At 65.9% G+C, this 24,544-nt stretch carries 26 protein-coding genes and 1 pseudogene; 17 read left to right on the forward strand and 10 right to left on the reverse strand.

The annotated features are described in order from the left end of the window. Positions 1-6 precede the first annotated feature (6 nt). The 4 genes from MUN23_RS15095 (at position 7) to MUN23_RS15110 (ending at position 4,663) form a co-directional block, all read left to right on the forward strand. Positions 7-945, forward strand: coding sequence for a carbohydrate ABC transporter permease (locus MUN23_RS15095; protein WP_248759496.1), 939 nt, complete (start codon positions 7-9; stop codon positions 943-945). Continuing rightward, on the forward strand, positions 945-1,844 hold the full coding sequence (locus MUN23_RS15100) for a carbohydrate ABC transporter permease (RefSeq protein WP_248759497.1): 900 nt from the start codon (positions 945-947) through the stop codon (positions 1,842-1,844). Before MUN23_RS15095 ends, MUN23_RS15100 begins: the two co-directional genes overlap by 1 nt. Before the next feature lie 53 nt (positions 1,845-1,897). Continuing rightward, the gene (locus MUN23_RS15105) at positions 1,898-3,610 is read left to right on the forward strand and encodes a glycoside hydrolase family 13 protein (protein ID WP_248759498.1); all 1,713 of its coding nucleotides are present in this window, start codon (positions 1,898-1,900) and stop codon (positions 3,608-3,610) included. 84 nt (positions 3,611-3,694) lie between these two features. Beyond that, positions 3,695-4,663 (forward strand): aldo/keto reductase family oxidoreductase, encoded by a 969-nt coding sequence (locus MUN23_RS15110; protein ID WP_248759499.1) that lies wholly within the window; start codon positions 3,695-3,697, stop codon positions 4,661-4,663. Positions 4,664-4,669: 6 nt separating this feature from the next. Here the strand turns inward: MUN23_RS15110 and MUN23_RS15115 are convergent, their stop codons facing one another. After that, on the reverse strand, positions 4,670-5,020 hold the full coding sequence (locus MUN23_RS15115) for a metalloregulator ArsR/SmtB family transcription factor (RefSeq protein WP_248759500.1): 351 nt from the start codon (positions 5,018-5,020) through the stop codon (positions 4,670-4,672). A gap of 105 nt (positions 5,021-5,125) precedes the next feature. Continuing rightward, positions 5,126-5,866 carry an MIP/aquaporin family protein gene (locus MUN23_RS15120; RefSeq protein ID WP_248759501.1) on the reverse strand — a complete coding sequence of 247 codons (741 nt, stop codon included), beginning with the start codon at positions 5,864-5,866 and terminating at the stop codon, positions 5,126-5,128. A 45-nt stretch (positions 5,867-5,911) separates the two neighbouring features. On the opposite strand from MUN23_RS15120, the gene MUN23_RS15125 reads away from it, so the two are divergent. The 12 genes from MUN23_RS15125 to MUN23_RS15180 all read left to right on the forward strand — a co-directional run bounded on the left by MUN23_RS15125 (position 5,912) and on the right by MUN23_RS15180 (position 15,351). Next, entirely contained in the window at positions 5,912-6,586 is a 675-nt protein-coding gene (locus MUN23_RS15125) for a helix-turn-helix domain-containing protein (RefSeq protein WP_248759503.1), read from the forward strand. A 150-nt stretch (positions 6,587-6,736) separates the two neighbouring features. Beyond that, positions 6,737-7,159, forward strand: coding sequence for an arsenate reductase ArsC (locus tag MUN23_RS15130; RefSeq protein WP_248759505.1), 423 nt, complete (start codon positions 6,737-6,739; stop codon positions 7,157-7,159). 75 nt (positions 7,160-7,234) lie between these two features. Beyond that, a complete protein-coding gene (locus MUN23_RS15135) occupies positions 7,235-8,620 on the forward strand; it encodes an FAD-dependent oxidoreductase (RefSeq protein WP_248759507.1) in 1,386 nt (461 codons plus the stop codon). Positions 8,621-8,672: 52 nt separating this feature from the next. Further along, positions 8,673-9,344, forward strand: coding sequence for an arsenate reductase ArsC (locus tag MUN23_RS15140; protein WP_248759509.1), 672 nt, complete (start codon positions 8,673-8,675; stop codon positions 9,342-9,344). Next, entirely contained in the window at positions 9,341-9,763 is a 423-nt protein-coding gene (locus tag MUN23_RS15145) for a low molecular weight phosphatase family protein (protein WP_248759511.1), read from the forward strand. Before MUN23_RS15140 ends, MUN23_RS15145 begins: the two co-directional genes overlap by 4 nt. Positions 9,764-9,908: 145 nt before the next feature. Beyond that, a complete protein-coding gene (locus MUN23_RS15150; protein WP_248759513.1) occupies positions 9,909-10,772 on the forward strand; it encodes a CoA ester lyase in 864 nt (287 codons plus the stop codon). Between the two features lie 32 nt (positions 10,773-10,804). Next, positions 10,805-11,776, forward strand: coding sequence for a DUF2797 domain-containing protein (locus MUN23_RS15155; protein ID WP_248759515.1), 972 nt, complete (start codon positions 10,805-10,807; stop codon positions 11,774-11,776). Positions 11,777-11,798: 22 nt separating this feature from the next. After that, on the forward strand, positions 11,799-12,023 hold the full coding sequence (locus MUN23_RS15160; protein ID WP_248759517.1) for a DUF3188 domain-containing protein: 225 nt from the start codon (positions 11,799-11,801) through the stop codon (positions 12,021-12,023). 44 nt (positions 12,024-12,067) lie between these two features. Then, on the forward strand, positions 12,068-12,535 hold the full coding sequence (locus MUN23_RS15165; protein ID WP_248759519.1) for a MaoC family dehydratase N-terminal domain-containing protein: 468 nt from the start codon (positions 12,068-12,070) through the stop codon (positions 12,533-12,535). Positions 12,536-12,537: 2 nt separating this feature from the next. After that, the gene (locus MUN23_RS15170) at positions 12,538-12,975 is read left to right on the forward strand and encodes a MaoC family dehydratase (protein ID WP_058931677.1); all 438 of its coding nucleotides are present in this window, start codon (positions 12,538-12,540) and stop codon (positions 12,973-12,975) included. 4 nt (positions 12,976-12,979) lie between these two features. Beyond that, complete coding sequence (locus MUN23_RS15175) at positions 12,980-14,254, forward strand: sugar MFS transporter (protein WP_248759521.1); 1,275 nt, start codon at positions 12,980-12,982, stop codon at positions 14,252-14,254. Positions 14,255-14,283: 29 nt separating this feature from the next. Beyond that, the gene (locus MUN23_RS15180) at positions 14,284-15,351 is read left to right on the forward strand and encodes a UDP-N-acetylmuramate dehydrogenase (protein WP_248759523.1); all 1,068 of its coding nucleotides are present in this window, start codon (positions 14,284-14,286) and stop codon (positions 15,349-15,351) included. A gap of 2 nt (positions 15,352-15,353) precedes the next feature. Here MUN23_RS15180 and MUN23_RS15185 read toward each other — a convergent pair whose 3' ends face one another. Next, a complete protein-coding gene (locus tag MUN23_RS15185) occupies positions 15,354-15,863 on the reverse strand; it encodes a hypothetical protein (RefSeq protein WP_248759525.1) in 510 nt (169 codons plus the stop codon). Between the two features lie 37 nt (positions 15,864-15,900). Between MUN23_RS15185 and MUN23_RS15190 the strand changes: the two genes are divergently transcribed. After that, the gene (locus tag MUN23_RS15190; protein ID WP_248764097.1) at positions 15,901-16,998 is read left to right on the forward strand and encodes a winged helix DNA-binding domain-containing protein; all 1,098 of its coding nucleotides are present in this window, start codon (positions 15,901-15,903) and stop codon (positions 16,996-16,998) included. A gap of 87 nt (positions 16,999-17,085) precedes the next feature. Here MUN23_RS15190 and asd read toward each other — a convergent pair whose 3' ends face one another. From asd to mshD, 7 genes and pseudogenes are all read right to left on the reverse strand, one after another. After that, positions 17,086-18,228 carry an aspartate-semialdehyde dehydrogenase gene (asd, locus tag MUN23_RS15195; RefSeq protein WP_248759526.1) on the reverse strand — a complete coding sequence of 381 codons (1,143 nt, stop codon included), beginning with the start codon at positions 18,226-18,228 and terminating at the stop codon, positions 17,086-17,088. Positions 18,229-18,320: 92 nt separating this feature from the next. Beyond that, positions 18,321-18,539 (reverse strand): NF038396 family protein, encoded by a 219-nt coding sequence (locus MUN23_RS15200; RefSeq protein ID WP_056344500.1) that lies wholly within the window; start codon positions 18,537-18,539, stop codon positions 18,321-18,323. Between the two features lies 1 nt (position 18,540). Beyond that, on the reverse strand, positions 18,541-19,125 hold the full coding sequence (locus MUN23_RS15205) for a dihydrofolate reductase (protein WP_248759527.1): 585 nt from the start codon (positions 19,123-19,125) through the stop codon (positions 18,541-18,543). Beyond that, positions 19,122-19,925, reverse strand: coding sequence for a thymidylate synthase (locus MUN23_RS15210; protein WP_248759528.1), 804 nt, complete (start codon positions 19,923-19,925; stop codon positions 19,122-19,124). The genes MUN23_RS15205 and MUN23_RS15210 overlap by 4 nt, the downstream gene beginning before the upstream one ends. Positions 19,926-20,094: 169 nt before the next feature. Then, a pseudogene (locus MUN23_RS15215) lies at positions 20,095-21,064 on the reverse strand (NUDIX domain-containing protein). Between the two features lie 10 nt (positions 21,065-21,074). Continuing rightward, positions 21,075-23,324 (reverse strand): RNA degradosome polyphosphate kinase, encoded by a 2,250-nt coding sequence (locus MUN23_RS15220; protein ID WP_248759529.1) that lies wholly within the window; start codon positions 23,322-23,324, stop codon positions 21,075-21,077. Positions 23,325-23,472: 148 nt separating this feature from the next. Further along, positions 23,473-24,444 (reverse strand): mycothiol synthase, encoded by a 972-nt coding sequence (gene mshD, locus MUN23_RS15225; protein ID WP_248759530.1) that lies wholly within the window; start codon positions 24,442-24,444, stop codon positions 23,473-23,475. Between the last annotated feature and the right edge of the window lie 100 nt (positions 24,445-24,544).

Below are 24,544 nucleotides of genomic sequence, written 5' to 3' on the forward strand. Positions count from 1 at the left end.
GCCCCCATGACCGCAACCTCCCTGGCGGCCGAGACAGCCCCCTCCCCGAGACAGGACCCGTCCCACGCGCCCGCCATCCGGTCCAAGCGCCGGATCGACTCCACCTACTACTGGATGGTGGTGCCGGTCCTGGCACTTTTCGCCTTCTTCATCACCCTGCCGGCGCTGGTTGGTGTGTTCTTCAGCCTTACCAACTACGCAGGCTACGGCGACTGGAAATTCATCGGCCTGTCCAACTACGTCAACATCTTCAAGGACCCGGCTGTCCTGCAGTCCTACATCTTCACGTTTGTCTTCGCGCTGACCACCACCGTAGTGGTCAATGTCGTGGCCCTCGCGATCGCCCTTGGACTGAATGCGAAAATCAAGTGGCGCACCGGTATCCGCACCGTGTTCTTCATCCCCATGGTGCTCTCAGCCCTGGTGGTGTCGTTTGTCTTCAACTACCTGTTCTCCAACACCCTGCCGGTGCTCGCTGAACGGCTCGGCTTCACGCCGCTTGCCACCAGCATCCTGGCCAACGAAAACCTCGCCTGGCTGGCCATTGTGCTCGTCACCGTGTGGCAGGCCGCGCCCGGCGCCACCATCATCTACCTTGCCGGCCTCCAGAGCGTGCCAGCCGAAGTCTATGAAGCCGCTGACCTGGACGGCGCCGGCAGTTTCCGGCAGTTCCTCAGCCTCACACTGCCCCTCATCCTCGGTTATCTCGTCATCAATGTGATCCTCGGCTTCAAGGGATTCCTGGGAACCTACGAGATCATCGTGGGCCTCACTGGCGGCGGGCCCGGCATGGCAACCCAGTCGGTGGCCATGCGCATCTTCTCCGGCTTCACGGGCGGCGACTACTCCTACCAGATGGCCAATGCGGTCATCTACTTCCTGATCACCTTGCTGATCTCCGTCATCCAGCTGCGCCTCATCCAGCGCCGGGGGGTATCTCTCTAATGACTTCACCAACTCTCACCCGCTCAGCGCCCGCCGCAACGAAGGCAACAGCCCGCAGGAACCGCAGGTCCAGCCGCGAGGGCTTCAAGATCAACTGGTGGCTCACCGCCCTGATGCTGGTCGCCTCCCTGACAGTCCTGCTGCCGCTGTACTTCACCGTGGCCATGGCACTGAAGTCACCGGACCAGATCGGCACCGGGACCGGCCTGGCCTGGCCCAACCCGATGAACTGGGAGAACTTCGCAGCGGCGTACGTCGCCACCAACTTCCCCCGGGCCTTTATGTCCACGGCCTTCGTCACTGTCTTCAGCGTCCTGGGCTCGCTTGCCTGCAGCTCGCTGGTGGCCTACGCCATCGCACGGAACTGGAACCACAGGTTCTTCCGCGGTTCCTTTGTGTACCTGCTGTCGGCCATGTTCATCCCGTTTCCGGTGATCATCCTTCCCCTGATCAAGCAGACAGCACTCCTTGGCCTGGACAACCCGGCCGGCGTCGTATTCCTGCACGTGCTGGGCGGAATCTCGTTCAACGCGCTCCTGTACATCGCCTTCGTCCGCTCCATTCCGGTGGAACTGGAGGAATCGGCCCGGATGGACGGCGCCACCACCTGGCAGGTGTTCCGCAAGATCATCTTCCCGCTGCTGGCCCCCATGAACGCCACAGTCGGCATCTTCGCCTTCCTGGGTTCGTGGAACGACTTCCTGCTGCCGCAGATGATGATTGCCGACCCGGCGCTGCAGACCCTCCCCGTGGTCCAAATGCTGTTCCAGGGCGAGTTCAACACCAACTACAGCCTCGCGTTCGCGTCATACCTGATGGCCATGGCACCCACCTTGGTGGTTTACATCCTGGCCCAACGTTGGGTACTGTCCGGAGTCATGCGCGGGGCCGTTAAATAGCCAGACTTATCCACCCAGCAAGAACAACCCAAACAAGAGAAAAGGATCATCCTTTGTCCACCACTGCCACGCTGGCAACCCTGTCCGATTCCGACCGTCTGGCCGATCCCAACTGGTGGCGCCAGGCCGCGGTCTACCAGATCTATCCGCGCAGCTTCGCCGATTCAAACGGTGACGGCATGGGTGACATCAAGGGCATCACAGCCAAGGTCCCGTACCTGAACGACCTGGGGATCGACGCCGTATGGCTCAGCCCGTTCTACCCGTCAGCCCTGGCTGACGGCGGCTACGATGTGGACGACTACCGCGACGTGGACCCCAAGCTGGGCACGCTGGCGGACTTCGACGAGATGGCCAAGGCGCTGCACGCCGCCGGCATCAAGCTGATCGCCGACATCGTCCCCAACCACTCCTCGAACCGGCACGAATGGTTCAAGGAGGCGCTCGCCTCGCCGAAGGGTTCCGCCGCGCGTGAGCGCTACATCTTCCGTGACGGCAAGGGCCCCAACGGCGAATTCCCGCCGTCGGACTGGGACTCCGTCTTCGGCGGACCGGCCTGGGAACGCATCACCGAGCCGGACGGCACCCCCGGCCAGTGGTACATGCACATCTTCGCCAAGGAGCAGCCGGACCTGAACTGGTCCAGCCGCGAGGTCCGCGATGACTTCCTCAAGACCCTGCGCTTCTGGTCCGACCGCGGCGTGGATGGCTTCCGCGTGGACGTGGCGCATGCCCTCACCAAGGATCTCACCGAGCCGCTGCTCTCCAAGCTGGAGCTGACCGAGGCCAACTCGGGGACGGACGGGTTCGACGACGGTTCGCACCCCTTCTGGGACCGGGACGACGTCCACGACATCTACCTCGAATGGCGCGAAGTCTTCAACGAATACAACCCGCCCCGCACCGCCGTCGCCGAAGCATGGGTGCACGCTACCCGCCGTGCCCGCTACGCCAGCCCGGAGGGCCTGGGCCAGGCCTTCAACTTCGACCTGCTGCAGGCCGACTTCGATGCCGAGGATTTCCGCGAAATCATCACCCGCAACCTCGCCGAGGCAACCGCGACAGGTGCGTCCTCCACCTGGGTTTTCTCCAACCACGACGTCGTCCGGCATGCCACGCGCTACGGCCTGCCCAAGGCGTCCAAGGGCAAGAAGCACGCAAAGGGCCAGGACGGGAAGGGCTGGCTGCTGGCCGGCGGCCCCAAGGAGGAACTCGACGTGGACCTTGGCGAGCGCCGTGCCCGCGCCGCCACCCTGCTGATGCTCGCTGTGCCCGGCTCGGCCTACCTGTACCAGGGCGAGGAACTGGGCCTGCAGGAAGTGGCGGAGATTCCGGACTCCGAGCGCCAGGATCCCGCGTTCTTCCGGAACAGGGGCGTTGAGGTGGGCCGTGATGGCTGCCGGGTGCCCCTGCCCTGGAAGGTTGAAGGGACCTCCTTCGGCTTTGGCGACGGCGGCGCGCACCTGCCGCAGCCGGACTGGTTCAGCAAGTACGCGGTGGAGGCGCAGGACGGCACCGAAAACTCCACCCTGGAGCTGTACCGCACGGCCCTGAAGCTGCGCCGCGAACTGCAGGCCGGCGAGGAGCTGGAGTGGGTGGAGACCGGCAACCCGGAGGTCCTGCACTTCCGCCGCCCCGGTAGCTGGCAGTCCGTTACCAACTTCGGGGACGCCGCCGTCGACCTGCCGGCAGGAACCGTCTTGGTCAGTAGTGCCCAGCTGGTGGACGGCAAACTGGGCGCCAACAGCACTGCCTGGCTGCGCTGACATAACTCAAGATCAAACAGGTGGCGAGGCCCTGCCAGGCCCCGCCACCTGTGTGTCTGCCCCGGCTCATGAAAGAGTGAAGCAATGACCGAAAACAACGTTCCATCCTCCACGCAGGAACTCATCTACGGCTGCATGGGCCTGGGCGGCAGCTGGACCGACGAACCGCATCAGGTGCAGCATGTGGACGAGGCCGCTGCCGCCGTCGAGGCCGCGCTGGACGCCGGCATCACGCTGTTCGATCACGCGGACATCTACCGCGGCGGCAAGTCCGAGGCGGTGTTCGGCGAAGTCCTTACGTCTTCGCCGGGCCTGCGCGACCGGATCCGGCTGCAGACCAAGTGCGGGATCCGGCTCCGCGAACGCGGGCTGGCCACACACTATGACCTCAGCCGGGAATCCATCCTGGAACGCGTGGACGGCAGCCTGAAGAGGCTGCGGACGGACTACGTGGACGTCCTCCTGCTGCACCGCCCGGATCCCCTGACGGACCTGGCGGAGGTGGCGGCCGCCGTCGGGCAACTGCTGGCCGACGGCAAGGTTCGGGCGCTTGGGGTGTCCAACATGTCCGGCGCGCAGATCAAGGCGCTGCAGGAGCGGCTGGAGGTGCCCGTGGTGGCCAACCAGCTGGAGATGAGCCTGCTGAAGCGGTCCTGGCTGGAGAGCCAGGTCCTGGTGAACCATCCGGAGTCGCTGGACTACAGCTTCCCGCACGGGACCCTGGAGTACTGCAGCAGCAACGGCGTTACCGTGCAGGCTTACGGTGCGCTGGCGCAGGGGTTGTACACGGGGGCAGTTCCGGAAAACCCGACGGCGGCGGAGACTGCCGCGGCTGCGATGGTTGCGGAGCTTGCCGGTCGGTACGGCACCACGGGGGAGGCCGTCCTCCTGGGGTGGCTGATGAAGCATCCGGCCGGCATTGCGCCCGTGATCGGCACCGTGAATCCGGCGAGAATCGCGGCCTGCGCGGATGCCGCCCGGGTGGCGGAGGCCATGACCCGGGCCGACTGGTACGGGCTGTGGATCGCAGCAAGGGGCGGCACCCTCCCCTGAGGCCGGTCAGAGGGTTGCCAGAAGCCCGGCTGTCCGCTCCAAGGCCCCGGGAACCAGGGAGTAATAGGCCCAGGTTCCGCGCTTTTCGCGGTGCAGCAGACCGGCGTCCACCAGGATTTTCAGGTGGTGGGAGACCGTGGGCTGGCCCAGGTCAAGGGGATCGGTCAGGTCGCAGACGCAGGATTCACCGGAGGATTCGGCCTTGACAATGGACAGCAGGCGCAGCCGGTTGGGGTCGGCCAGGGCTTTGAAGACCAGGGCCTTCTGCTTGGCCTCTTCTGCGCCAAGGGCCGGCGCCGATGCCGGGGCGCAGCAGGCGTCGTCCGTGATCGGAGCGAGAACGGGCAGCGTTTTCATGTACCCATTATGCCCGAATATTGACCGTCATCAATGTATGGGACTTCGCGGTCGACGACGGTCCGGCAGCACTGCAACAGCCGGGCTGTCGTGGCCTGCTAAGTGCTAGGAGGTGGTCGTTTCTGAGGAGTGCGCAAGGACTACGTCGTCCGCGCTGCGGGCGGCGGAGGGGAACAGGACGACGAGGAGCCCGAGGCCTACTGCCGCCCCGATCAGCTGAGCGGCGACGAAGCCGGGGACAGAAGCCGGCGCGATCCCGGCGAAGGTGTCGCTGAAGATGCGGCCTACCGTCACGGCGGGGTTGGCGAACGACGTCGAGGACGTGAACCAGTAGGCGGCGCCGATGTAGGCACCCACGGCGGGGGCTGCGAGGACGCCCCGGTTGGTGGTGGCCAGTGCGAAGATCAGCAGGACGAGTCCCGCGGTGGCGACGACTTCACCCAGCAGGTGCCCTGTGGTGGCGCGGTCCTTGACGGAGATGGACGTTCCCACCTCAAACATGGCGTTCGCGACCACGCTGCCGCCTATTGCACCAACGGTTTGGGCAACCGCGTATGTACCGAGGTCCGGCAGGGTCAGCCCGGTTCCGCTGCGCCTGCCCAGGACCCAGTCCACGAGCGAGATTACGGGGTTGAAATGCGCGCCGCTGACGGGACCGAACACCAGGATCAGCACCGTCAGACCCAGGACGGTAGCGGTGCTGTTCTGGAGCAACTGCAGGCCGACGTCGTTGGGGGAGAGTTGCTGTGCCGCGATCCCGGAGCCGACGACGATGGATACGAGCAGGCCGGTTCCGAGGAGTTCGGCGACGGCGCGGCGCCACAGCGGCGGCTGATGTGAAGTCATATCAACAGCTTGACGCAAGAAATTAACTCAGTCAAAATTGAATCAATGAATACTGACCCAGTTGAGGGCTTTCAGGCGCGGGTCGCAAAACATGCCGCCCTCGCAGATCCCGCGCGGCTGCGCATTGTGGACCTGCTGACGCTGGGGGATCTTGCCCCTACGGAGCTTCAGGCTGAGCTCGGGATGCCCTCTAACCTGCTGTCCCACCACCTGCGCGTGTTGGAGGGTGCCGGGCTGACCATCCGTCACCGCTCGGAAGCGGACAGGCGGCGCAGCTACTTCCGGCTTGCCGCCGGGGCGCTCGAAGGGCTGGTGCCGGGGGCTGAGTATGGGGCCAGTCGCGTCCTCTTCGTGTGCACGAGGAACAGCGCCCGGTCGCAACTGGCCGCCGCGCTCTGGAATCAGATCAGCGGAATCCCCTCGATCTCGGCCGGAACTCATCCCGCGGACAGTATTGCCCGGGGGGCCATTGATGTAGCCCGCCGCCACGGCGTCGCTCTCGCGGACGTTTCCCCGCGCCGGCTGGATGACGTGGGGCGCGATGAAGACTTCGTTGTGACTGTGTGCGACAACGCCCACGAGGAACTCCCCGGCCTTCGGGGTATCCACTGGTCTGTCCCGGATCCGCTGCGGCTGAACACCAGGGAGGCCTTTGAGGGCGCCTTTGCTGACATCTTCCATCGTGTCAAAGACCTCGTGCCCCGCCTGCGCGCTGCCTGATATTCCGGCGGATTCAAATATTGACAATCATCAATCTTTCGCTCGATACTGCATGCATCGACAATCATCAATGTGATGTTGGCAAGGGCGGTACAGGCGCCACAACCTCAACCAAACCGTTCACACCGAACTGATTCCAGGAGAAACCACGTGATCACCGAAACCGCCAAGAAGCCCTCCGTCCTGTTCGTCTGCGTCCACAACGCCGGCCGCTCCCAGATGGCAGCCGCCTTCCTGACCACCCTTTCGAAGGGTGGCATTGAGGTTCGTTCCGCCGGATCGCAGCCCGCAGATAAGGTCAACCCGGCCGCCGTCGAGGCCATGGCCGAACTGGGTATCGATATGTCTGCCGAGATCCCGAAGGTCCTCACCACCGAGGCCGTCAAAGAGTCCGACGTCGTGATCACCATGGGCTGCGGCGACGAATGCCCCTACTTCCCCGGCAAGCGCTACGAGGACTGGGTCCTGGAGGATCCCGCCGGGCAGGGCGTGGACGCCGTCCGCCCCATCCGCGACGAGATCAAGGCGCGCATCGAAGGGCTCATCGACTCGCTGATCCCGGCCGCCAAGTGACCACATCCCGCGGTTAGGGAGAGGGGGTGAGGCACCCGATCGAACCGCACACCAACGGATGAAACAGAGGACAGCATGGATCCAGCAAAGAACTTTCCCGTCGCCGTCATCGGCGCCGGCCCGATCGGACTCGCCACCGCAGCCCACCTGCTCGAACGCGGCTTCGAGCCGCTGATCTTCGAGGCAGGCCCGACGGCGGGATCGGCCATCGAACAGTGGCGCCACATCCGGCTGTTCTCACCCTGGCGGTTCAACCTCGACGCCGCGGCCGTGCGTTTGCTGGAAGGCGCCGGCTGGGTGGCCCCCCGCCTGACGGCACTCCCGTACGGCGGGGAACTGATCGACAATTACCTCGCCCCGCTGGCCGCAACCCCGGAGATCTCCTCCCGGCTCCAGACCAGCGCACGCGTCATCGCCGTTACACGCCAGGGCATGGACAAAACCCACGTCCGGGACCGCGAAACCACACCCTTTACCGTCCGCGTCGAACACGACGGCGGAGAAGTGCGCGACCACACCGTGGCCGCCGTGATCGATGCGTCCGGCACCTGGTCCACCCGCAACCCGCTCGGAACCTCCGGGCTGCCCGCCATCGGCGAAGACGCGGCCGCCGCCCGGATCTCCTCGCCCCTGCCGGACGTCACAGGGCGGGACCGGGCCACCTTCGCGAACCGCCGCGTCCTGGTCGTGGGAGCCGGGCACTCGGCCGCGAACACACTGATCAATCTGGCAGACCTCGCCAAGGAAGAACCCGGAACCACCATCCTGTGGGCCGTACGCGGAGCATCTGCTGAAAAGGTCTACGGCGGCGGAGAGGCTGACGGCCTGCCCGCCCGCGGCCAACTAGGCGCCCGGCTCCGCCGACTCGTTGAGGCCGGAACCATCGAACTGCGCACCGGCTTTGGCATCTCCTCACTGAAGACCCTGGAGACCCACGTGAGCGTCGAAGCCGTCGACGGACGCACCCTGGACGCCGACGTCATCATCCCTTGCACAGGCTTCCGGCCGGACTTGGACATCCTTCGCGAGCTCCGGCTCAACCTTGACCCCGCCGTCGAGGCGCCGGTCGAGCTGGGTCCGCTGATCGACCCCGAATTCCATTCCTGCGGCACGGTCCAGCCGCATGGCGCCAAGCTTCTCGCCCACCCGGAAAAGGACTTCTACATCGTCGGCATGAAGTCCTATGGCCGTGCGCCGACCTTCCTGCTAGCTACCGGCTACGAACAGGTCAGGTCCGTCGCCGCGGCACTCTCCGGCGACCAGGCCGCGGCGGACACCGTCCACCTTGAACTGCCCGAAACCGGGGTATGCTCCACCGACGCCGGCACCAGCTGCGACGTCCCCGCGGCTTCAACAGCAGACACTGACGGATCGGCGGAGAGCGGCTGTTGCGCCGCCCCGGAACCGGTCCTCGTTGGATTCCCCACCGGGCTGGCCCACGGCCGCTCCGGGGAACACTGACCACAACCAACCACAACGCACCGTTCCGGACGCACGCCAAGGGAGTTATGCCATGACCGAACACCAGAAAACGACGCTGGGATTGCAGGACAACACTGAAATCCTGCACCGGATCAGCGAACGCCTCGCCGAGCGTTTCACCGGGGTGTTCGCCGTCGAGACGGTCGAACGCTACGTCTTCGAGTCCTACACGGCATTGGCCCGGACAGCGAAGATCAGCGCCTACCTGCCTGCCACCACGGAACACTTCGCCAACGACCGGCTGGCCGCCCTGGCCAAATCCAAAGGGTCGGTGGTCTCCGAGGTCCCGGAGGTCCTCTTCGTTTGCGTGCAGAACGCCGGAAGGTCACAAATGGCTGCCGCGCTGCTCAACGTTGAAGCCAAGGGCAGGATCCGCGTCCGGTCGGCAGGCTCCATGCCGGCAGCTGAGCTGGATCCAACCGTTGTGACTGTAATGTCCGAAATGGGCTTGGACCTGGGCAAGGACTATCCGAAGCCACTCACGGACGACGTCGTGCGGGCATCTGACGTCGTCATCACCATGGGCTGCGGTGACTCATGCCCCATCTACCCCGGGAAACGCTATGAAGACTGGGACCTGACCGACCCCGCCGGTCAGTCCCTGGAGACGGTCCGGGTCATTCGCGACGAAATCCAGGCGCGCATCAAAACCCTCGTCGGCTCACTCATGGCCGCAGAACAGAAGGAAGACACCAACTCATGACCGAAAGCACCAAGACTCCCCGTATCCTGTTCGTCTGCAGCAAGAACGGCGGCAAGTCCCAACTCGCGGCCGGTCTCATGCGGGACCTCGCCGGCGACGACGTCACCGTCTACTCGGCAGGCACCAAACCGGGCAGCTGCCTGAACAACGAGGCCGTGGAATCCCTGAACGAACTCGGCATCGACATTACGGGGGAACACCCTAAGCCCGTCACCGACGAGGTGCTTGACGCCGTCGACGTCGTGATCGTTCTGGGCACCGAAGCCAAGCTCGAACCCCGCGAAGGCACGCGCATCGAAACCTGGGAAACCGACGAACCTTCCACCCGGGGCATCGAAGGCACGGAGCGCATGCGCCTCGTCCGCGACGACATCAACGCCCGCGTCCGAAAGCTCCATGCGGAACTCACAGGGAACTAAGCCTGTCCAAACCGGTGGTTGAGCTTGTCGAAACCCTGGTCTCGACTGGCTCGACCACCGGCTCCGGCCGGTCGTATCTGTATTGTTCGGCACGTCCGGCGCCATGGCTTAGCGCTGGCGGTGCCCGGGCAGATACGGTAGTAGCATGACGTCACCCACCGCCACCGAGACATTACGCCCCAAGCGCAACATCCCAGCAGAAATCGCCCGTTCGTGGCTTCTGGTCAACGCCATGAAAACCGACCTGTTTGACCAGTCGGCTGTTTCGCGCGCAGACTCGATAATCCTGGACATCGAGGACGCCGTGGACCCGTCGCAAAAGGACGAGGCGCGCGGACATGTGATTGACTGGCTCAGCGGCGGCGGCCAGGCCTGGGTCCGCATCAACGATGCCACCAGCGCGTTCTGGGCCGATGACCTTGCAGGGCTGCGCGGTACGCCCGGGCTGCTCGGCGTGATGCTCGCCAAGACCGAATCAGCTGACCAGGTGACCGAAAGTTTCCACCGGATGGACGGCAAGACGCCTGTCATCCCGCTCGTGGAATCCGCTCTGGGGATCGAGGAAGCCAACAACATCGCCAAGGCCCAGGGTGCTTTCCGCCTGGCCTTCGGCTCCGGCGACTTCCGCCGCGACACCGGCATGGCGGCCACCCCGGAGGCCATGGCCTACCCCCGCGCCAAGCTGGTGGTTGCCAGCCGCGTCGGCAACCTGCCCGGCCCCATTGACGGCCCCACCGTCGGCACCAACCACCCCATCCTGCGCGAGCAGACCGGCATCACCGTGATGATGGGCATGACCGGCAAGCTGTGCCTGGCCATCGACCAGACGAACGTCATCAACGAGGTCATCAGCCCCACCCCGTCGGACGTCGCCTGGGCCACGGACTTTATGTCCGACTTCGAGGCCAACGGCCGCGTCATCCGTGACGGCTCGGACCTGCCCCGCCTGGGCCGCGCCGAAAAGATCATGAAGCTCGCGGTAGCGTTCGGCGTGCAGCCCGCGCTGTAGCGCCACCGTTTACCCAAAGCACAGGAGGCCCCGTGACCGATACCCGCTATCTGGTTCACGGGGTCTTTTGGGATGGCGCCCCGGCGCAGACGGTAAGGCACGACGGCGGCAGCCCGGTTCTGCGCCTCCAGTCACAGTCCGTGGATCTCCGCGAGGTCAGCCTCGAGGCGGGCGCCAGGCTCGGTTTCGCGGTGGCCCATCACGGCAGGTTCTGCCTGGGGCACCACAAAGTCCACTCAGCCAGCAGCCGCGACCACATCCTGGGCCCGGCCAGCGCCCCCGCCGTGAAGGGCAAGCAGTGCGAACGCTGCTTTGTGATGGACGATTCCCGCCTCATCCACGATTTCCACCGGGGCGGCCGCGTCCCGGCCGGGCTGCGCACGTACCTTCTGCAGGATCATTGGCTCTACGTGGCCACGTTCGCGGGAGGCGCCAGTAAGGTGGGCACAGCGTCCCACCTGCGGAAATGGAACCGGCTCGCGGAACAGGGCGCGGTGGTGGCGCGGTACGTTGCCAGGGCGGAGGACGGCCGGGTGGTGCGGCTCCTCGAGGACATGGTGACGCGCGAGGCAGGCCTCGCCCAGCAGGTCCGCTCCGCCGCCAAAGCCGAAGCCCTCGCGGGGCCCTTGCCGGCGGCCGCCCTGGACGGCATCAATGAGCGGCACGCAGCAGCGGTCCGCACGCTGCTGGGCCAGGCCGCCGTCGAAGGTTTCACCCCAGAAAGTTTCAGCCCAGAAGGTTTCAGCATCGTGGACGAACTGTGGGTGCGCCCTGCGCAGGCGGCAGGGCTTTGCGCCACCACGGCGCGCCACGCCTACCCGCATCCGGTGGAGCAGGGAAAGCACGGATTCGGCATCAACGCGCTGAGCGGGAGCAACGCCCTCGCCAGCCTGGCCGGAACGGACGCGGCCTTTGTGGTGAACCTTGGCCGGCTGGCTGCCCGGGCCATCGTCCTGGGGGACTTCGCCTCGGAGGTGCCGGCCGTGCAGGAACCGCTGTTCTGAACCTGCTCGGTAGACTGTCACGGTGCTCAAAGAATTCTGGGAGTCAGCGCCCACCTCGTACAAAGTCCTGGTCTTCGGCGCCATGGGCCTCATCGCCGTCGGCATCATCCTGAACCTGATCGGCAACACGTCCGGAAACCAGGGCCTCGCCACTGCGTCACTGCCGCTGATTGGGCTAGGCCTCCTGCTGCACATCGCAGGGATTGTGGTGCGGGGCCAGACCATCCGGAAGAACCTCCGCAAGTAGCCGGAATTCCGGGTGTCCCGGGGCAGACCGATAGGCTTGAGGCCATGACTATCAATCCGGACCTGCAGGGCCGCAGCTACCCTGCCGCAGAGGTTTACGACGTCGGCCGCGAGAAGATCCGCGAGTTCGCCCGCGCGGTCAAGGCCACGCACCCAGCCCATTTTGACGTCGAGGCCGCGAAGGCCCTCGGACACAAGGATTTGGTGGCACCACCCACGTTCGCCATCATCATCGCCCAGCGCGCCGATGCCCAGCTGATCGAGGATCCGGACGCCGGCATCGACTTCTCTCGCGTGGTCCACGCCGACCAGCGCTTCATCCACCACCGCACCATCTTCGCCGGCGACCGCCTCGTTGCCGAACTGCACGTTGACGGTGTCCGTGCCATGGGCGGCGGGGCCATGATCACCACCCGCCAGGAAATTTTCGCCCTGACCGACGGCGGCAACGGACCGCGCGAGGCAGTCGCCACCACCACGTCATCCATCCTCGTCCGCGGAGAGGGACAGTAACCATGAGCCCCAGCTTCCACGAACTCAGCGCCGGCCAGGACATCGGCAGCCGCACCATCGAGGTCACCCGCACGGACCTGGTCAAGTACGCCGGCGCCTCCGGCGACTTCAACCCCATCCATTGGAACGAAGCCTTCGCCACCGGCGTGGAACTGCCCGGTGTGATCGCCCACGGCATGTTCACCATGGGTGCCGCCGTTCAGCTGGTGACCGACTGGGCAGGCGACCCCGCCGCCGTCGTCGACTTCCAGACCCGCTTCACCAAGCCGGTCCTGGTCACGGACACCACCGGAACCACGGACGCCGGAGCCACCATCGAGGTCAGCGGCGCCATTGGAAAGCTCGACGCCGATGCCGGCACCGCCCGCGTTGACCTCACCGTGGTTGCTGCCGGCCAGAAAGTGCTGATGAAGGCCCAGGCCGTCGTCAGGCTTTCATGATCCTTTGACCGTCAACGCAGCTGCCGCTGCCGAGGTCACTGCCTGGCGCCATGCCGTGGTGGTTGCCTACGCCGGCAGCGGACTGGCCTTCGCGTCCTGGGTTTCCCGGCTTCCGGCGATCCGCGACGGGCTGGACCTGACCCCCGGCACGGTCGGTTTGCTGTTGCTGTGCATGACCCTGGGATCGTTCGTCTCGGTGTCCGCATCGGGGCTGATCGTGCTCCGTCTGGGCTCCAAACGGACCATCCGCACCGGCGCCATCATGGTGGCCTGCGGCATGGCCATCACCGGATTTGGAACGTCGGTCCTGGCCACGCCGCTCGCGGTGGCCGTGGGACTTGCCGTCATCGGGCTCGGCTCCGCCAGCTGGAGCACGGCCTCCAACGTCGAGGGCGCCTCGGTGGAACGCGCGGTGGGCCGGCACATCATGCCCCGGCTGCACGGCGCCTTCAGCCTCGGCACCGTGGCAGGTGCAGGCCTTGGGGCGTGGGCCGCAGCTGCCTCCGTCCCGGTGTTTTGGCACCTGGCCGCGGCCGGCGTCGTGGTTGCCGTCTCGGTGACGACAGCGGCAGCCTGGTTCCGTGCGGATGTCACCCCGGTCGCGGGGGAGCGGACGTATGTACAGGACAACTTCGAGGACCCGTTCACCGGCCCGATCCCCATTGTCACCGCCGGGGCGCCCGCTGACAGCGCCGGTGCCCCGCTGGACAACAAGCGCAAGATCGCGGAGGCCTGGCGCGACAAACGCACGCTGCTGCTCGGGGTCATGGTCCTGGGGCTAGCCTTGGCCGAAGGTGCAGCAGGGGACTGGGTGGCATTGGCCCTTGCCGACGGGCACGGCCAGACCGACGCCGCCGGAGCCGCCGGCTACGGGCTCTTCGTGACCTTCATGACCATCGGACGGTTCGCCGGCACGGTGGTCCTGGACCGTTTCGGCCGCGTTCCGGTGATGCGCTGGTGCGCCGCGCTGGCGGTGTTCGGGCTCGGACTGTTTGTGTTTGCCCCCGTACCCTGGCTCGCGTTTGTGGCCCTGGCCATCTGGGGACTCGGCGCCTCGCTGGGGTTCCCGGTGGGCATGTCCGCCGCCGCGGATGATCCCGCCAAGGCCGCGGCCCGCGTCTCCGTCGTGTCCACCATCGGCTACGGCGCCTTCCTGTGCGGGCCGCCGCTGTTGGGGCTGCTGGCCGAACACGTGGGCATCCTGCACTCGCTGCTGGCCGTGATGGTGATGCTGGTGGCCACCTTCCTGCTCTCACCGGTTGCCCGCAGAGTTGCATAGTGTTGACGGAAGTTAGTTAGTCTAAGTTGGTGACTTCCACCCTGCTTTCTGCCCTGACCACGGCCGCCGTCGGAGGACCCGCCGGCAAATATGTTGAGGCCAGCACCGAGGCGGAGATCATCGACGCCGTCCGCACGGCTGACGCTGCGGGGGAGCAGGTCCTCATCATCGGCGGCGGCTCCAACCTCCTGATTTCCGACGACGGGTTCCCCGGCACCGTGATCAGGATCGCCTCGGAAGGGTTCACCGTCAACGCCGAGGACTCCTGCGGCGGCGTGGCGGTGGTGGTCCAGGCCGGCCACAACTGGGATGCCCTGGTGGAGCATGCGGTGCTGCATGCGTGGTCCGGCATCGAAGCACTCTCTGGGATCCCGGGCGCCACGGGCGCCACGCCCGTGCAGAACGTCGGGGCCTACGGCTCTGATGTCTCCCAGACCATCGCGGCGGTCCGCACCTGGGACCGGACCCGGAACGCGGTCCAGACGTTCACCAACTCCGAGCTGAAGTTCGGCTACCGCGATTCCATCCTGAAACAGACCACCGTCGGGGGCTCACCGCGCTACGTGGTGCTGACCGTGGAATTCCAGCTCCCGCTGGGCCGGATGAGCGCACCCATCCGCTACGCCGAACTGGCCCGCTCCTTGGGCGTCGAGGCAGGCAAGCGTGCGTACTCCAACGATGTCCGCCGGGAGGTCCTGAGGCTGCGGGGTTCGAAGGGTATGGTGCTGGATCCCGAGGACCGGGACACATATTCCACCGGGTCCTTCTTCACCAACCCCATAGTCCCCGTGGACGTGGCGGCAACGCTGCCGGAGTCCGCCCCTCAGTACCCCGCCGGGGCGGACGGGCTGGTGAAGCTGTCCGCCGCGTGGCTGATCGACCAGGCAGGATTCGGCAAAGGCTATGGCCTGGAGGAGGGCAGCGCCTCCGGCGGCCGGGCGTCACTGTCCACGAAGCACACGCTGGCCATCACGAACCGCGGCTCGGCCAGCGCCAAGGACATGCTGGCCATCGCGCGCGAGGTGCGCGCCGGCGTCGTCGAACGCTTTGGCATTGAACTGCACCCGGAACCGCTGCTCATCGGCGTGACGCTTTAGGGTCAGCTGGCTCGCGTCACCGGCGCCATGGGCCCATCAAAGGCCTCTGTCAGCCGTACGTTGGTGGCCATGCCGAGCAGGGCGGCGGCCCAACCGGTCAGCGCCAAATATGGACCCATAAACAGCCAGACCATAAGTCCCGGAACCGCAGGGTGGTTCGCGGCTGCGAGGATGCAAACCACCAAACCGATCACGCCGGTGGCCTGGGCGAGGATCCAGAGCAGCCGGCCGCTGACGGGATAGAGCTTCCAGTCACGGACAATGCGGACCTCGCCGCGGCCCACCCGGATACCGGGAAAAAGCACGGCGTACCCTCCGCCGAGCGAGAGGAACAGGGAAGGCAAGAGGAGTTCCAGGGGTGCCTCGCCGCCGCCTCCCGGGAATCCCAGGGGCTGGAAACCAATGGCCGGGACCAGCCCGATGGCCACGCCGGCCAGGACCGATACGGTCCCTGCCACCAGCCATGCCTGTGTTCCGCGCGCGAACAAATGCCACAAACTCCCCAAAGTCATGCTTACACCCTATCGGGCCAGGTCCTACGATGAGGACATGGCAGTGAACCGCGTAAGCCCCAATGTGATGGGCAGGTTACGCCTTGCCTCTCAAGGACTGCTCGGTCCCGGACTCGGCTCCGTAGAGGCCGCGGTCCGCTGGATGACGGCCACGCAGGCTCAGGACCTGCAGGCCGCGCTCTGGGCCATGGGCCTCCGAGTTCCGGACGCAGGTTTGACTGACGTGCGCGCCGCGCTGGACAGCGGAAGGGTGGTCCGGTCCTGGCCGATGCGCGGCACCCTGCACCTGGTGGCTCCAGAGGATCTGCGCTGGATGCTGGACCTCACCACCGAGCGTCTTAGCCGCATCATTGCCGGCCGGCATCGGGAACTGGACATCACCTGGGCGGACATCGAGAAGTGCCGCGACGTTGCCTTGGAGCGGATTGCGGCCGGCGGTCCCGTGAGCCGGACCGAACTCTTCGAGGTGTTTGAGGCAGCCGGGCAGCCCACCACCGGCCAGCGGGGGATCCACCTCCTGGGGACGCTGTGCCGGCACGCCTGGCTGGTTCAAGGGCCATTGGCCGGTAACCAACAGTTGCTGGTGGCGTTCGATGACTGGATTCCGGTGTCGCGGGGCCTTGAGCGGCAGGAAGCGATCGCCGAGTTCATGTTTCGCTACTTCCGCAGCCACGGCCCTGCGACCGTCCGCGACTTCGCCTGGTGGACGCAGATTCCGCTGACCGACGTGCGTGCGGCGTTTGAACTGGTCAGCGGGCAGTTGGTGGAGCTGGAATTCGGGGGTGCCAGCTATTGGATGTCACCGGAGACTGCGTCAATGCTCGACGACGGTGTGCCCGGCCAGCGGTCCGTCCTCCTCTTGCCGGGCTTCGACGAGTTTGTGCTGGGCTACATGGACCGGAGCCTGGTGCTGGCCCCTGAGCACGCCAACAAGATCGTCCCGGGCGGCAACGGAGTGTTCAAGAAGACCGTCGTGGCCGGGGGAGAGGTGACCGGCACATGGGCGCGGGCCGGCACCAGCCGCAGCGCCGCCGTCGTGCCTGAACTGTTCGACGAAGCCAAGCCACTTGGACCCGCTGCGCAGGCCGTGTTCAGCAAGGCCGCCGGGCAGTATCTCGCATTCCTGGACAGCTGAGCCGGGCGAAAGACGCAGAAGCGGCCCGGGGATACCTGAATTCAGGGTGTCCCCGGACCGATTCTGTGTTCTGAAGGAGCGGGAGAGTTACAGGTTCCCGGTGGCGATGTTGAGCATGCGGCGCAGCGGCTCGGCGGCGCCCCAGAGCAGCTGGTCGCCCACGGTGAAGGCGCTGATGTACTCCGGGCCCATTTCCATCTTGCGGATGCGGCCCACGGGGATGTCCAGCGTGCCGGACACGGCCACGGGGGTCAGGCCTGCCATGGAGTCTTCCTTGGTGTTCGGGATGACCTTGGCCCACTCGTTGTCCTCGGCGAGGAGCTTCTCGATCTCGGCCACGGAGAGGTCCTCGCGGAGCTTCAGCGTCAGGGCCTGGGAGTGGGAGCGCATGGCGCCGATCCGGATGCACAGGCCGTCCATGACGATCCGGTTTTCGTCCGAGGTGCCCAGGATCTTGTTGGTCTCAACCCCGGCCTTCCACTCTTCCTTGGACTGCCCGTTGCCCAGGTCAGCGTCGATCCAGGGGATCAGCGAGCCGGCCAGCGGCACGCCGAACTGGGAGGCATCGATGTCGGTGCGCTGGTGGGCCAGGACCTTGCGGTCAATTTCCAGGATGGCCGACGCCGGGTCGTCCAGTTCCGAGCTGACCTCAGCGTTCAGCGTGCCGAACTGGCTGAGCAGTTCGCGCATGTGCCGCGCGCCGCCGCCGGAGGCAGCCTGGTAGGTCATGGACGTGCCCCATTCGACGAGGCCGTTCTTGAACAGCCCGCCGAGGCCCATGAGCATGCAGGAAACGGTGCAGTTGCCGCCGATGAAGTCCTTCGTTCCGTTGACCAGGCCCTTGTCGATGACGTCGCGGTTGATCGGGTCCAGCACGATGATCGAGTCGTCGTTCATGCGCAGCGTCGAGGCGGCGTCGATCCAGAGGCCGTCCCAGCCGCGGCCCCGCAGCTCGGTGTGCACGCGCTTGGTGTAGTCCCCGCCCTGGGCGGTCACAATAATAGGCAGCTTAGCCAGCGTGTCGACGTCGAACGCGTCCTCAAGCTTGCCGGCGGCGCCAGCGGCAGCACCGGCAATCGACGGGGCGGCACCTCCCGCGTTTGACGTGGAGAAGAACACCGGGTTGATGTTGGCGAAGTCGCCCTCGTCCTGCATGCGCTGCATCAGGACGGAGCCGACCATGCCGCGCCATCCGACCAGGCCGACGGAGGGGGTAGCTGCTGTAGTCATTCGTCCAGTTTAGACGCCGGATCGCGCAGGGCGCAGTCGGTTACGTCACTCGCGCGGGGAAGCGTACGACGGCGTGCGGGGGAAAATTGGCGTCAGCTGCGGTTGGTTTCCTCCAGCACCGCGGCTTTACGGAGGCGCAACGCGTAGAAGGCACCGAAGGCAAACACCTGCGTCACCACCACCAGCACGATGGCGCCGGCGATCTTGTTGCCGCCCAGGATCATGGTCAGGCCCACGATCGCAGAGAGCAGCGCGAGCAGCGGCAGCAGCATGTAGCCCAGCACAAACAGTGTTTCCGGTTTTTTCAACATCTCAGCCTTGCGTCCTAATCCATTTAGTAAACCTGTAGCGCGTTCCGTTGGCCGCCGTCAGCCACCCGTCTGGCGGGACGGACGCCGCCGCCTCCCAGGTCTCATCGAGCTCCGGAGCGAACGTGTCGCCGTCGGCCTCCACATCGATGGTGGTGACCACCGCGACGTTGGCGAGTTCAGTGGACTGGCGGAAGACTTCGCCGCCGCCCAGGATCCAGACAGTCCCGCCGCCGTCGACGAACTGCGACTCAAGGAGCGCATCATCCAGGGAGGGGACCACGACGGCGCCCTCCGCCTCGGGCAATTGGCCCCAGTTTTTCTGCCGGGTGATCACAATGTTCGTCCGTCCGGGCAGGGGACGGTACTTGTCCGCGAAGGACAGCCACGTCTTGCGGCCCATGATCACGGGGTGCCCCATGGTGAGCCGGTTGAAGTGCTTGAGGTCCTCAGGGAGGTGCCAGGGCATGTCGCCGTCCTTGCCGATCACACCGCCGGACGTCTGCGCCCACACAAGGCCGACGCCGGTCACGGAACCGGCGAGTTCCTGCGTGAAGTCCTGGGGGTCTGCTGCGTTCTCGGTGCTCATACGGCGATCGGGGCCTTGATTGTGGGGTGGTGCTGGTACCCCACCACTTCGAAGTCCTCGAGCGTGTAGTCGAAGATCGACGCCGGCTTCCGGGTGATCTTCAGCTGCGGGTATTCATACGGCTCCCGGTCCAGCTGCTTCAGGACCTGGTCCATGTGGTTCTCGTAGATGTGGACGTCGCCGCCTGTCCAGACAAACTCGCCAGGCTCCAGCCCCACCTGCTGCGCAATCATGCAGGTGAGCAGGGCGTAGGAGGCGATGTTGAAGGGCACGCCCAGGAACATGTCCGCCGAGCGCTGGTACAGCTGGCAGGACAGTTTGCCGTCAGCCACATAGAACTGGAAGAACGCGTGGCACGGGGGCAGCGCCATGTCCTTGAGCTCCGAGACGTTCCAGGCAGACACGATATGCCGGCGGGAGTCCGGGTTGGTTTTGAGGTTCTCCACCAGCTCGGCGATCTGGTCAACATGGCCGCCGTCAGGGGTGGGCCAGCTGCGCCACTGGACGCCGTAGACGGGGCCCAGTTCGCCGTCTGCGTCAGCCCACTCGTTCCAGATGCTCACGCCCTGGTCCTGCATCCATTTGACGTTCGATTCGCCGCGCAGGAACCACAGCAGTTCCACCGCCACGGACTTGAAATGCACGCGTTTGGTGGTGATCAGCGGGAAGCTCCGGCCAAGGTCAAAGCGCAGTTGACGGCCGAAAACGCTGGTGGTTCCGGTGCCCGTGCGGTCGGATTTGTGCGTGCCATGGGCCAGGACATCGCGCAGGAGGTCTTCATAAGGAGTCGGAATGCTCACGGCTAAAGTCTACCGGGCCAAGCCCTGCCGACCGCGCAAGCGTCCCGCGGCCGGCCTCAGCGTTGGCCGCCGGCCGCGCATCGGATCAGCCCTTCCTCAGCTTGCCGCGGACCAGATCGAGCAGCAGTTCATCGGTGAGCCGGGCGTCGCGGCCGGGCGTGCCGAAAACCTAGTCGTCGAAGGGCTTGAACTGCTCCACTGCCACGATGCGGCGCCTGTTGTCGATGGCCACGTGGCACACCACCAGCTCACCAGGGGACAGGTACGGATCGGCGTCCGGCAGGAGCGCGCGCACGCGGCCTGGCATGTGCTTGCCCAGCTGGCCCAGGATGGTGGGCAGGGCGGGGCGGTGCGTGCAGACGGCGACGGGCCGTGCCTTCTCCAGGAGCGACTCAATGGCGGCAGCGGTTTTTTTTGGGAGTCCTGGCGTGCCGGTGTTCCGTCAGCGCTTCCACCACTTTGACCTTGGCCCCTGTTGCCCTCAGGTATGGGGCCACGGTTGACACGCAGCGCTGCCAGGGACTCGTCACCACGCGCGGCGGCTTCCAGACCTGCAGCAGCCGGCTGACGGCCTGCGCCTGCCTGATTCCCGTCGCGGCCAGGGGCCGTTCACCCTCGGCTTTGGACCAGGACGAGCGGGGCTTGGCCTTTGCATGCCGCACCACAATCAGCGGCCACGTGTTGAGGTCACCCCGGCCATGGGCTGCCCGCAGATACTCCAAGGGAACGACGTCGGTCGGATTGGACAGCAGCCCCGCGGCCGTTTCAGGGGCGCACCACACCACGCGGTCCACCTCCTTGCCGTCGGGAATGAGGCGGGCGCCGTTGACGTGGACCGCCCAATAGTGGACCACCTTCAGTCCCGTCGGTACCCGGTAGTGGATCGGCGGCAGCGGAATGCCCAGGGGCGCATCAAGTCCGATCTCCTCCTGCACCTCACGGGCCGCGCATTCGGGAAGGGTCTCACCGGCGTCGATCTTGCCCTTGGGCCAGGACCAGTCGTCATACCGCGGACGATGGATCAGCAGGACTTCGAGACCTTCGGAGTTGATACGCCAGGGCAGTGCCCCGGCCGCGACGACGGCGACTGCCTCGCCGGGATGGTCTGTTTGGTCTGCTACGAGGATGTCGCTCGCCAACGCCGTAGCCCTACCGCCGGCTCAGGCTGCGCTGGCGGGTGCGCGACGCCAGCAGCCAGGACTGGATGTCGTCGAGGTGGCTGCCGTCGTCGGCAATGTGGTGCCGGTTCCACATGCCCTGGCTATCCAGATGCCAGCTGGCTGTCTCCGGATCCATGTAGCGGCGCAACAGGTTAAGGACGTAGCTGATGTCGTCGGGATTGGACAGCTGGACCAGGGCCTCGACCCTGCGGTCCAGGTTCCGGTGCATCATGTCCGCCGAGCCGATGTAAACCACAGGATCGCCGCCGTTGGCAAAGGCGAACACCCGGGAGTGTTCCAGGAATCGGCCCAGCACGGAGCGCACGGTGATGTTGTCGCTGAGGCCCGGAACGCCGGGACGCAGCGAGCAGATGCCGCGCACAATGACGTCAACCATCACGCCGGCCTGGGACGCGCGGTAAAGGGAGTCGATGATGGCTTCGTCCACTATGGAGTTGACCTTGATCTGCACCCTGGCGGCCAGTCCGGCCCGGGCGTTGCGGATCTCGGTCTCGATGCGGTCGATCAGCCCGGAGCGGACAGAGCGCGGAGCAACCAGGAGCCGTTTGAACGTGGACTTCGGAGCATAGCCGGAGAGCTGGTTGAACAGTTTGGAAAGGTCCTCGCCCACCTGGTCATTGGCGGTCAGCAGGCCAAGGTCCTCGTAGTAGCGGGCCGTGCGGGGATGGTAGTTGCCGGTGCCGATGTGGCAGTAGCGGCGGAGCCCGTCCACTTCCTGGCGGACCACCAGCGACAGCTTGCAGTGGGTTTTCAGGCCCACGATGCCGTAGACCACGTGGACGCCCGCCTGTTCCAGCTTGCGGGCCCAGGAGATATTGGCCTGCTCGTCGAACCGGGCCTTGATCTCCACGAGGGCCAGCACCTGCTTGCCGGCCTCGGCGGCATCGATCAGGGCGTCAACGATGGGGGAGTCGCCCGAGGTCCGGTACAGGGTCTGCTTGATGGCCTGGACCTTGGGGTCCGCGGCCGCCTGTTCCAGGAACGCCTGAACGGAGGTGGAGAAGGAATCGTACGGGTGGTGAAGCAGGATGTCGCGGCGGCGCATGGCCGAGAAAACGTTGGCGGCCTTGGACGTCTCGGACTCGTTGAGGAACCGGGACGTGTGCGGCATGTGCTTGGGGTAGTGAAGGTCGGCACGGTCAATTCCGGCAATGACGGACAGGCCGCGGAGGTCCAACGGAGCCGGGAGCGAGTACACCTCGGACTCGTCCACTCCGAGCTCACGGATGAGCAGGGCCCGGATGTTCGGGTTGATGTCGTGGGTGACCTCGAGGCGGACGGGCGGGCCGAACCGGCGGCGCAGCAGTTCCTTCTCCAGCGCCTGCAGGAGGTTCTCGGCGTCGTCCTCTTCCACTTCGAGGTCCTCGTTGCGGGTGACGCGGAAGATGTGGTGTTCCAGGACTTCCATGCCGGCGAAGAGCTTGTCCAGGTGGACGGCGATGACTTCCTCCAACGCGATGAAACGCGCCACGCGTCCCGCCACGGCCCCGGCCCGCGGACCGTCGATGGAGATCAGGCGGGGAAGCTGGTCCGGAACCTTGAGGCGGGCGAAAAGTTCCTTGTCACTCACGGGGTTGCGGACCACCACGGCCAGGTTGAGGGAGAGGCCCGAAATGTAGGGGAACGGGTGTGCCGGGTCCACGGCCAGCGGCGTCAGGATCGGGAAGACCTTTTCGGCGAACATGGCGCTGAGCTGCTGCTTGGCGGCGTCGTCCAGTTCGTCCCAGTGCATCAGGTGGATGTGCTCGTAGGCCAGGGCGGGGCGGATCTGTTCGGCGTAGACCTGGGCATGGCGCTGCTGGAGGCGGTGGGCTTCGTCGCCGATCTTCTCCAGCACCTCCACAGGGCTGAGGCCGGCAGGCGAAGGCACGGCGAGGTTGGTGGCGATGCGCCGCTTCAGGCCTGCCACGCGGACCATAAAGAACTCGTCCAGGTTGGACGCGAAAATGGACAGGAACCCCACGCGTTCCAGGAGGTGGAGCGAGGGATCTTCGGCGAGTTCCAGGACGCGGGAGTTGAAAGCCAGCCAGCTGAGTTCGCGGTCCAGGAAACGGTCCGGCCGGATGTCCCCTTCGGGCACAAGGCTGGGCGCAAACTCGGGGATGTCGATCCGGTCCTGCGTTGCGCGCGAGGCAGGGACTTCGGATGAGCCGAAGCGCGCGCGCACCGGCGCTGAAGCGCCCTCGGACGTGACTGTTCCGGCGGGTTCCGGTTTCATGGTCTCTCCTTTTACCTGGCGCTTGATGCTGGCCCTCGGCCGGCGCGGTTCTTTACCAACCTTACAATCAATCAGGGTCCACAAGCCCTAGATTTCGGGCCACCCGAAGTCGTTAGTCACACGAGTGGGATAACTCACCCGGGTGCCACTAAACGGAGGCCAGCGGTCCGTACATCACGTCCATATCCCAGCGTGTGAAGCCCAGGCCCCGGTAGAGGGAAACGGCAGCGGTGTTGTCGGCATCCGTGTAGAGCATGACGGCGTGAAGCCCCAGGCCCTGCAGATGCCTGATGCCAGCCACCGTTAGGGCTTTACCCAAGCCCATACCCTGCGCGGCCGGTGTGACACCCACCGCGTAGACCTCGCCAATCGCCGGGTGGGCGCCGTGGCGCGGATGCACCTTGGTCCAGTGGAATCCCAGCAACCGGTCCTCGGCGTCCACGGCCAACAGGAAGCCGGCGGGATCAAACCAGTCCTCGGCCATGCGGGCATCCAGGTCCGCGCGGGACATCGATCCCTGCTCGGGGTGGTGGGCAAATGCGGCGCGGTTCGCAGCCAGCCAGCGGTCCTCGTCCCTGCCCGGTACAAAGGGGCGGAGCGTGACGCCATCCGGCAGGCGGACGTCGGGCAGTTCTGCCGTGGCGGTGGTCAGCCTCATCTTCCAAAGTTCGCGCACCGGACCGTAGCCGTAGCGGGCGGCGAGGTCCGCGGCTGCCTCATGGTTGCCGTGGGACCAGGCCTTCAGCCCATCCAGACCTCGCCCCGACTGGAGTGCGCCGACAAGCCGGTCCGCTACGCCCTGGTTGCGGTAGCTGGGGTGGACGGCAATTTCCAGCACTCCGCTGCCGTCCGGCTCCTCCACAACAACGGCAAACCCGGCCAGGTCCTGGCCTGAGGAGGGATCGGAATCCTCGTCCGGCGCGTAGAGCGCCAGGGTCAGGAGGGAATGCTCTGCAGAGTCACCGGCGCGGAGCGTCACCACTGTTTGCTCGGAAAGTGAGGGGTTGCCGTCAGACTCCTCGGCAGCTGCCAGGAGCGCCACGCAGTCCTTCAGCAGCTGTTGTTCCACGCCGCCGTGGACAATAAGGACGGGCCATTTTTCCGGGTGCGCAGGACTCATGAGGCTAGGCTATACGCCCCGGCCGGAAGGCGCTCCGATTTGATGGCCCCGGGGCGGGCACGTATAGTCGATATCTCACCCGCCGGTAACGGTGGGAACG

This window comes from Pseudarthrobacter sp. SSS035, assembly GCF_023273875.1.
Lineage (GTDB): Bacteria > Actinomycetota > Actinomycetes > Actinomycetales > Micrococcaceae > Arthrobacter.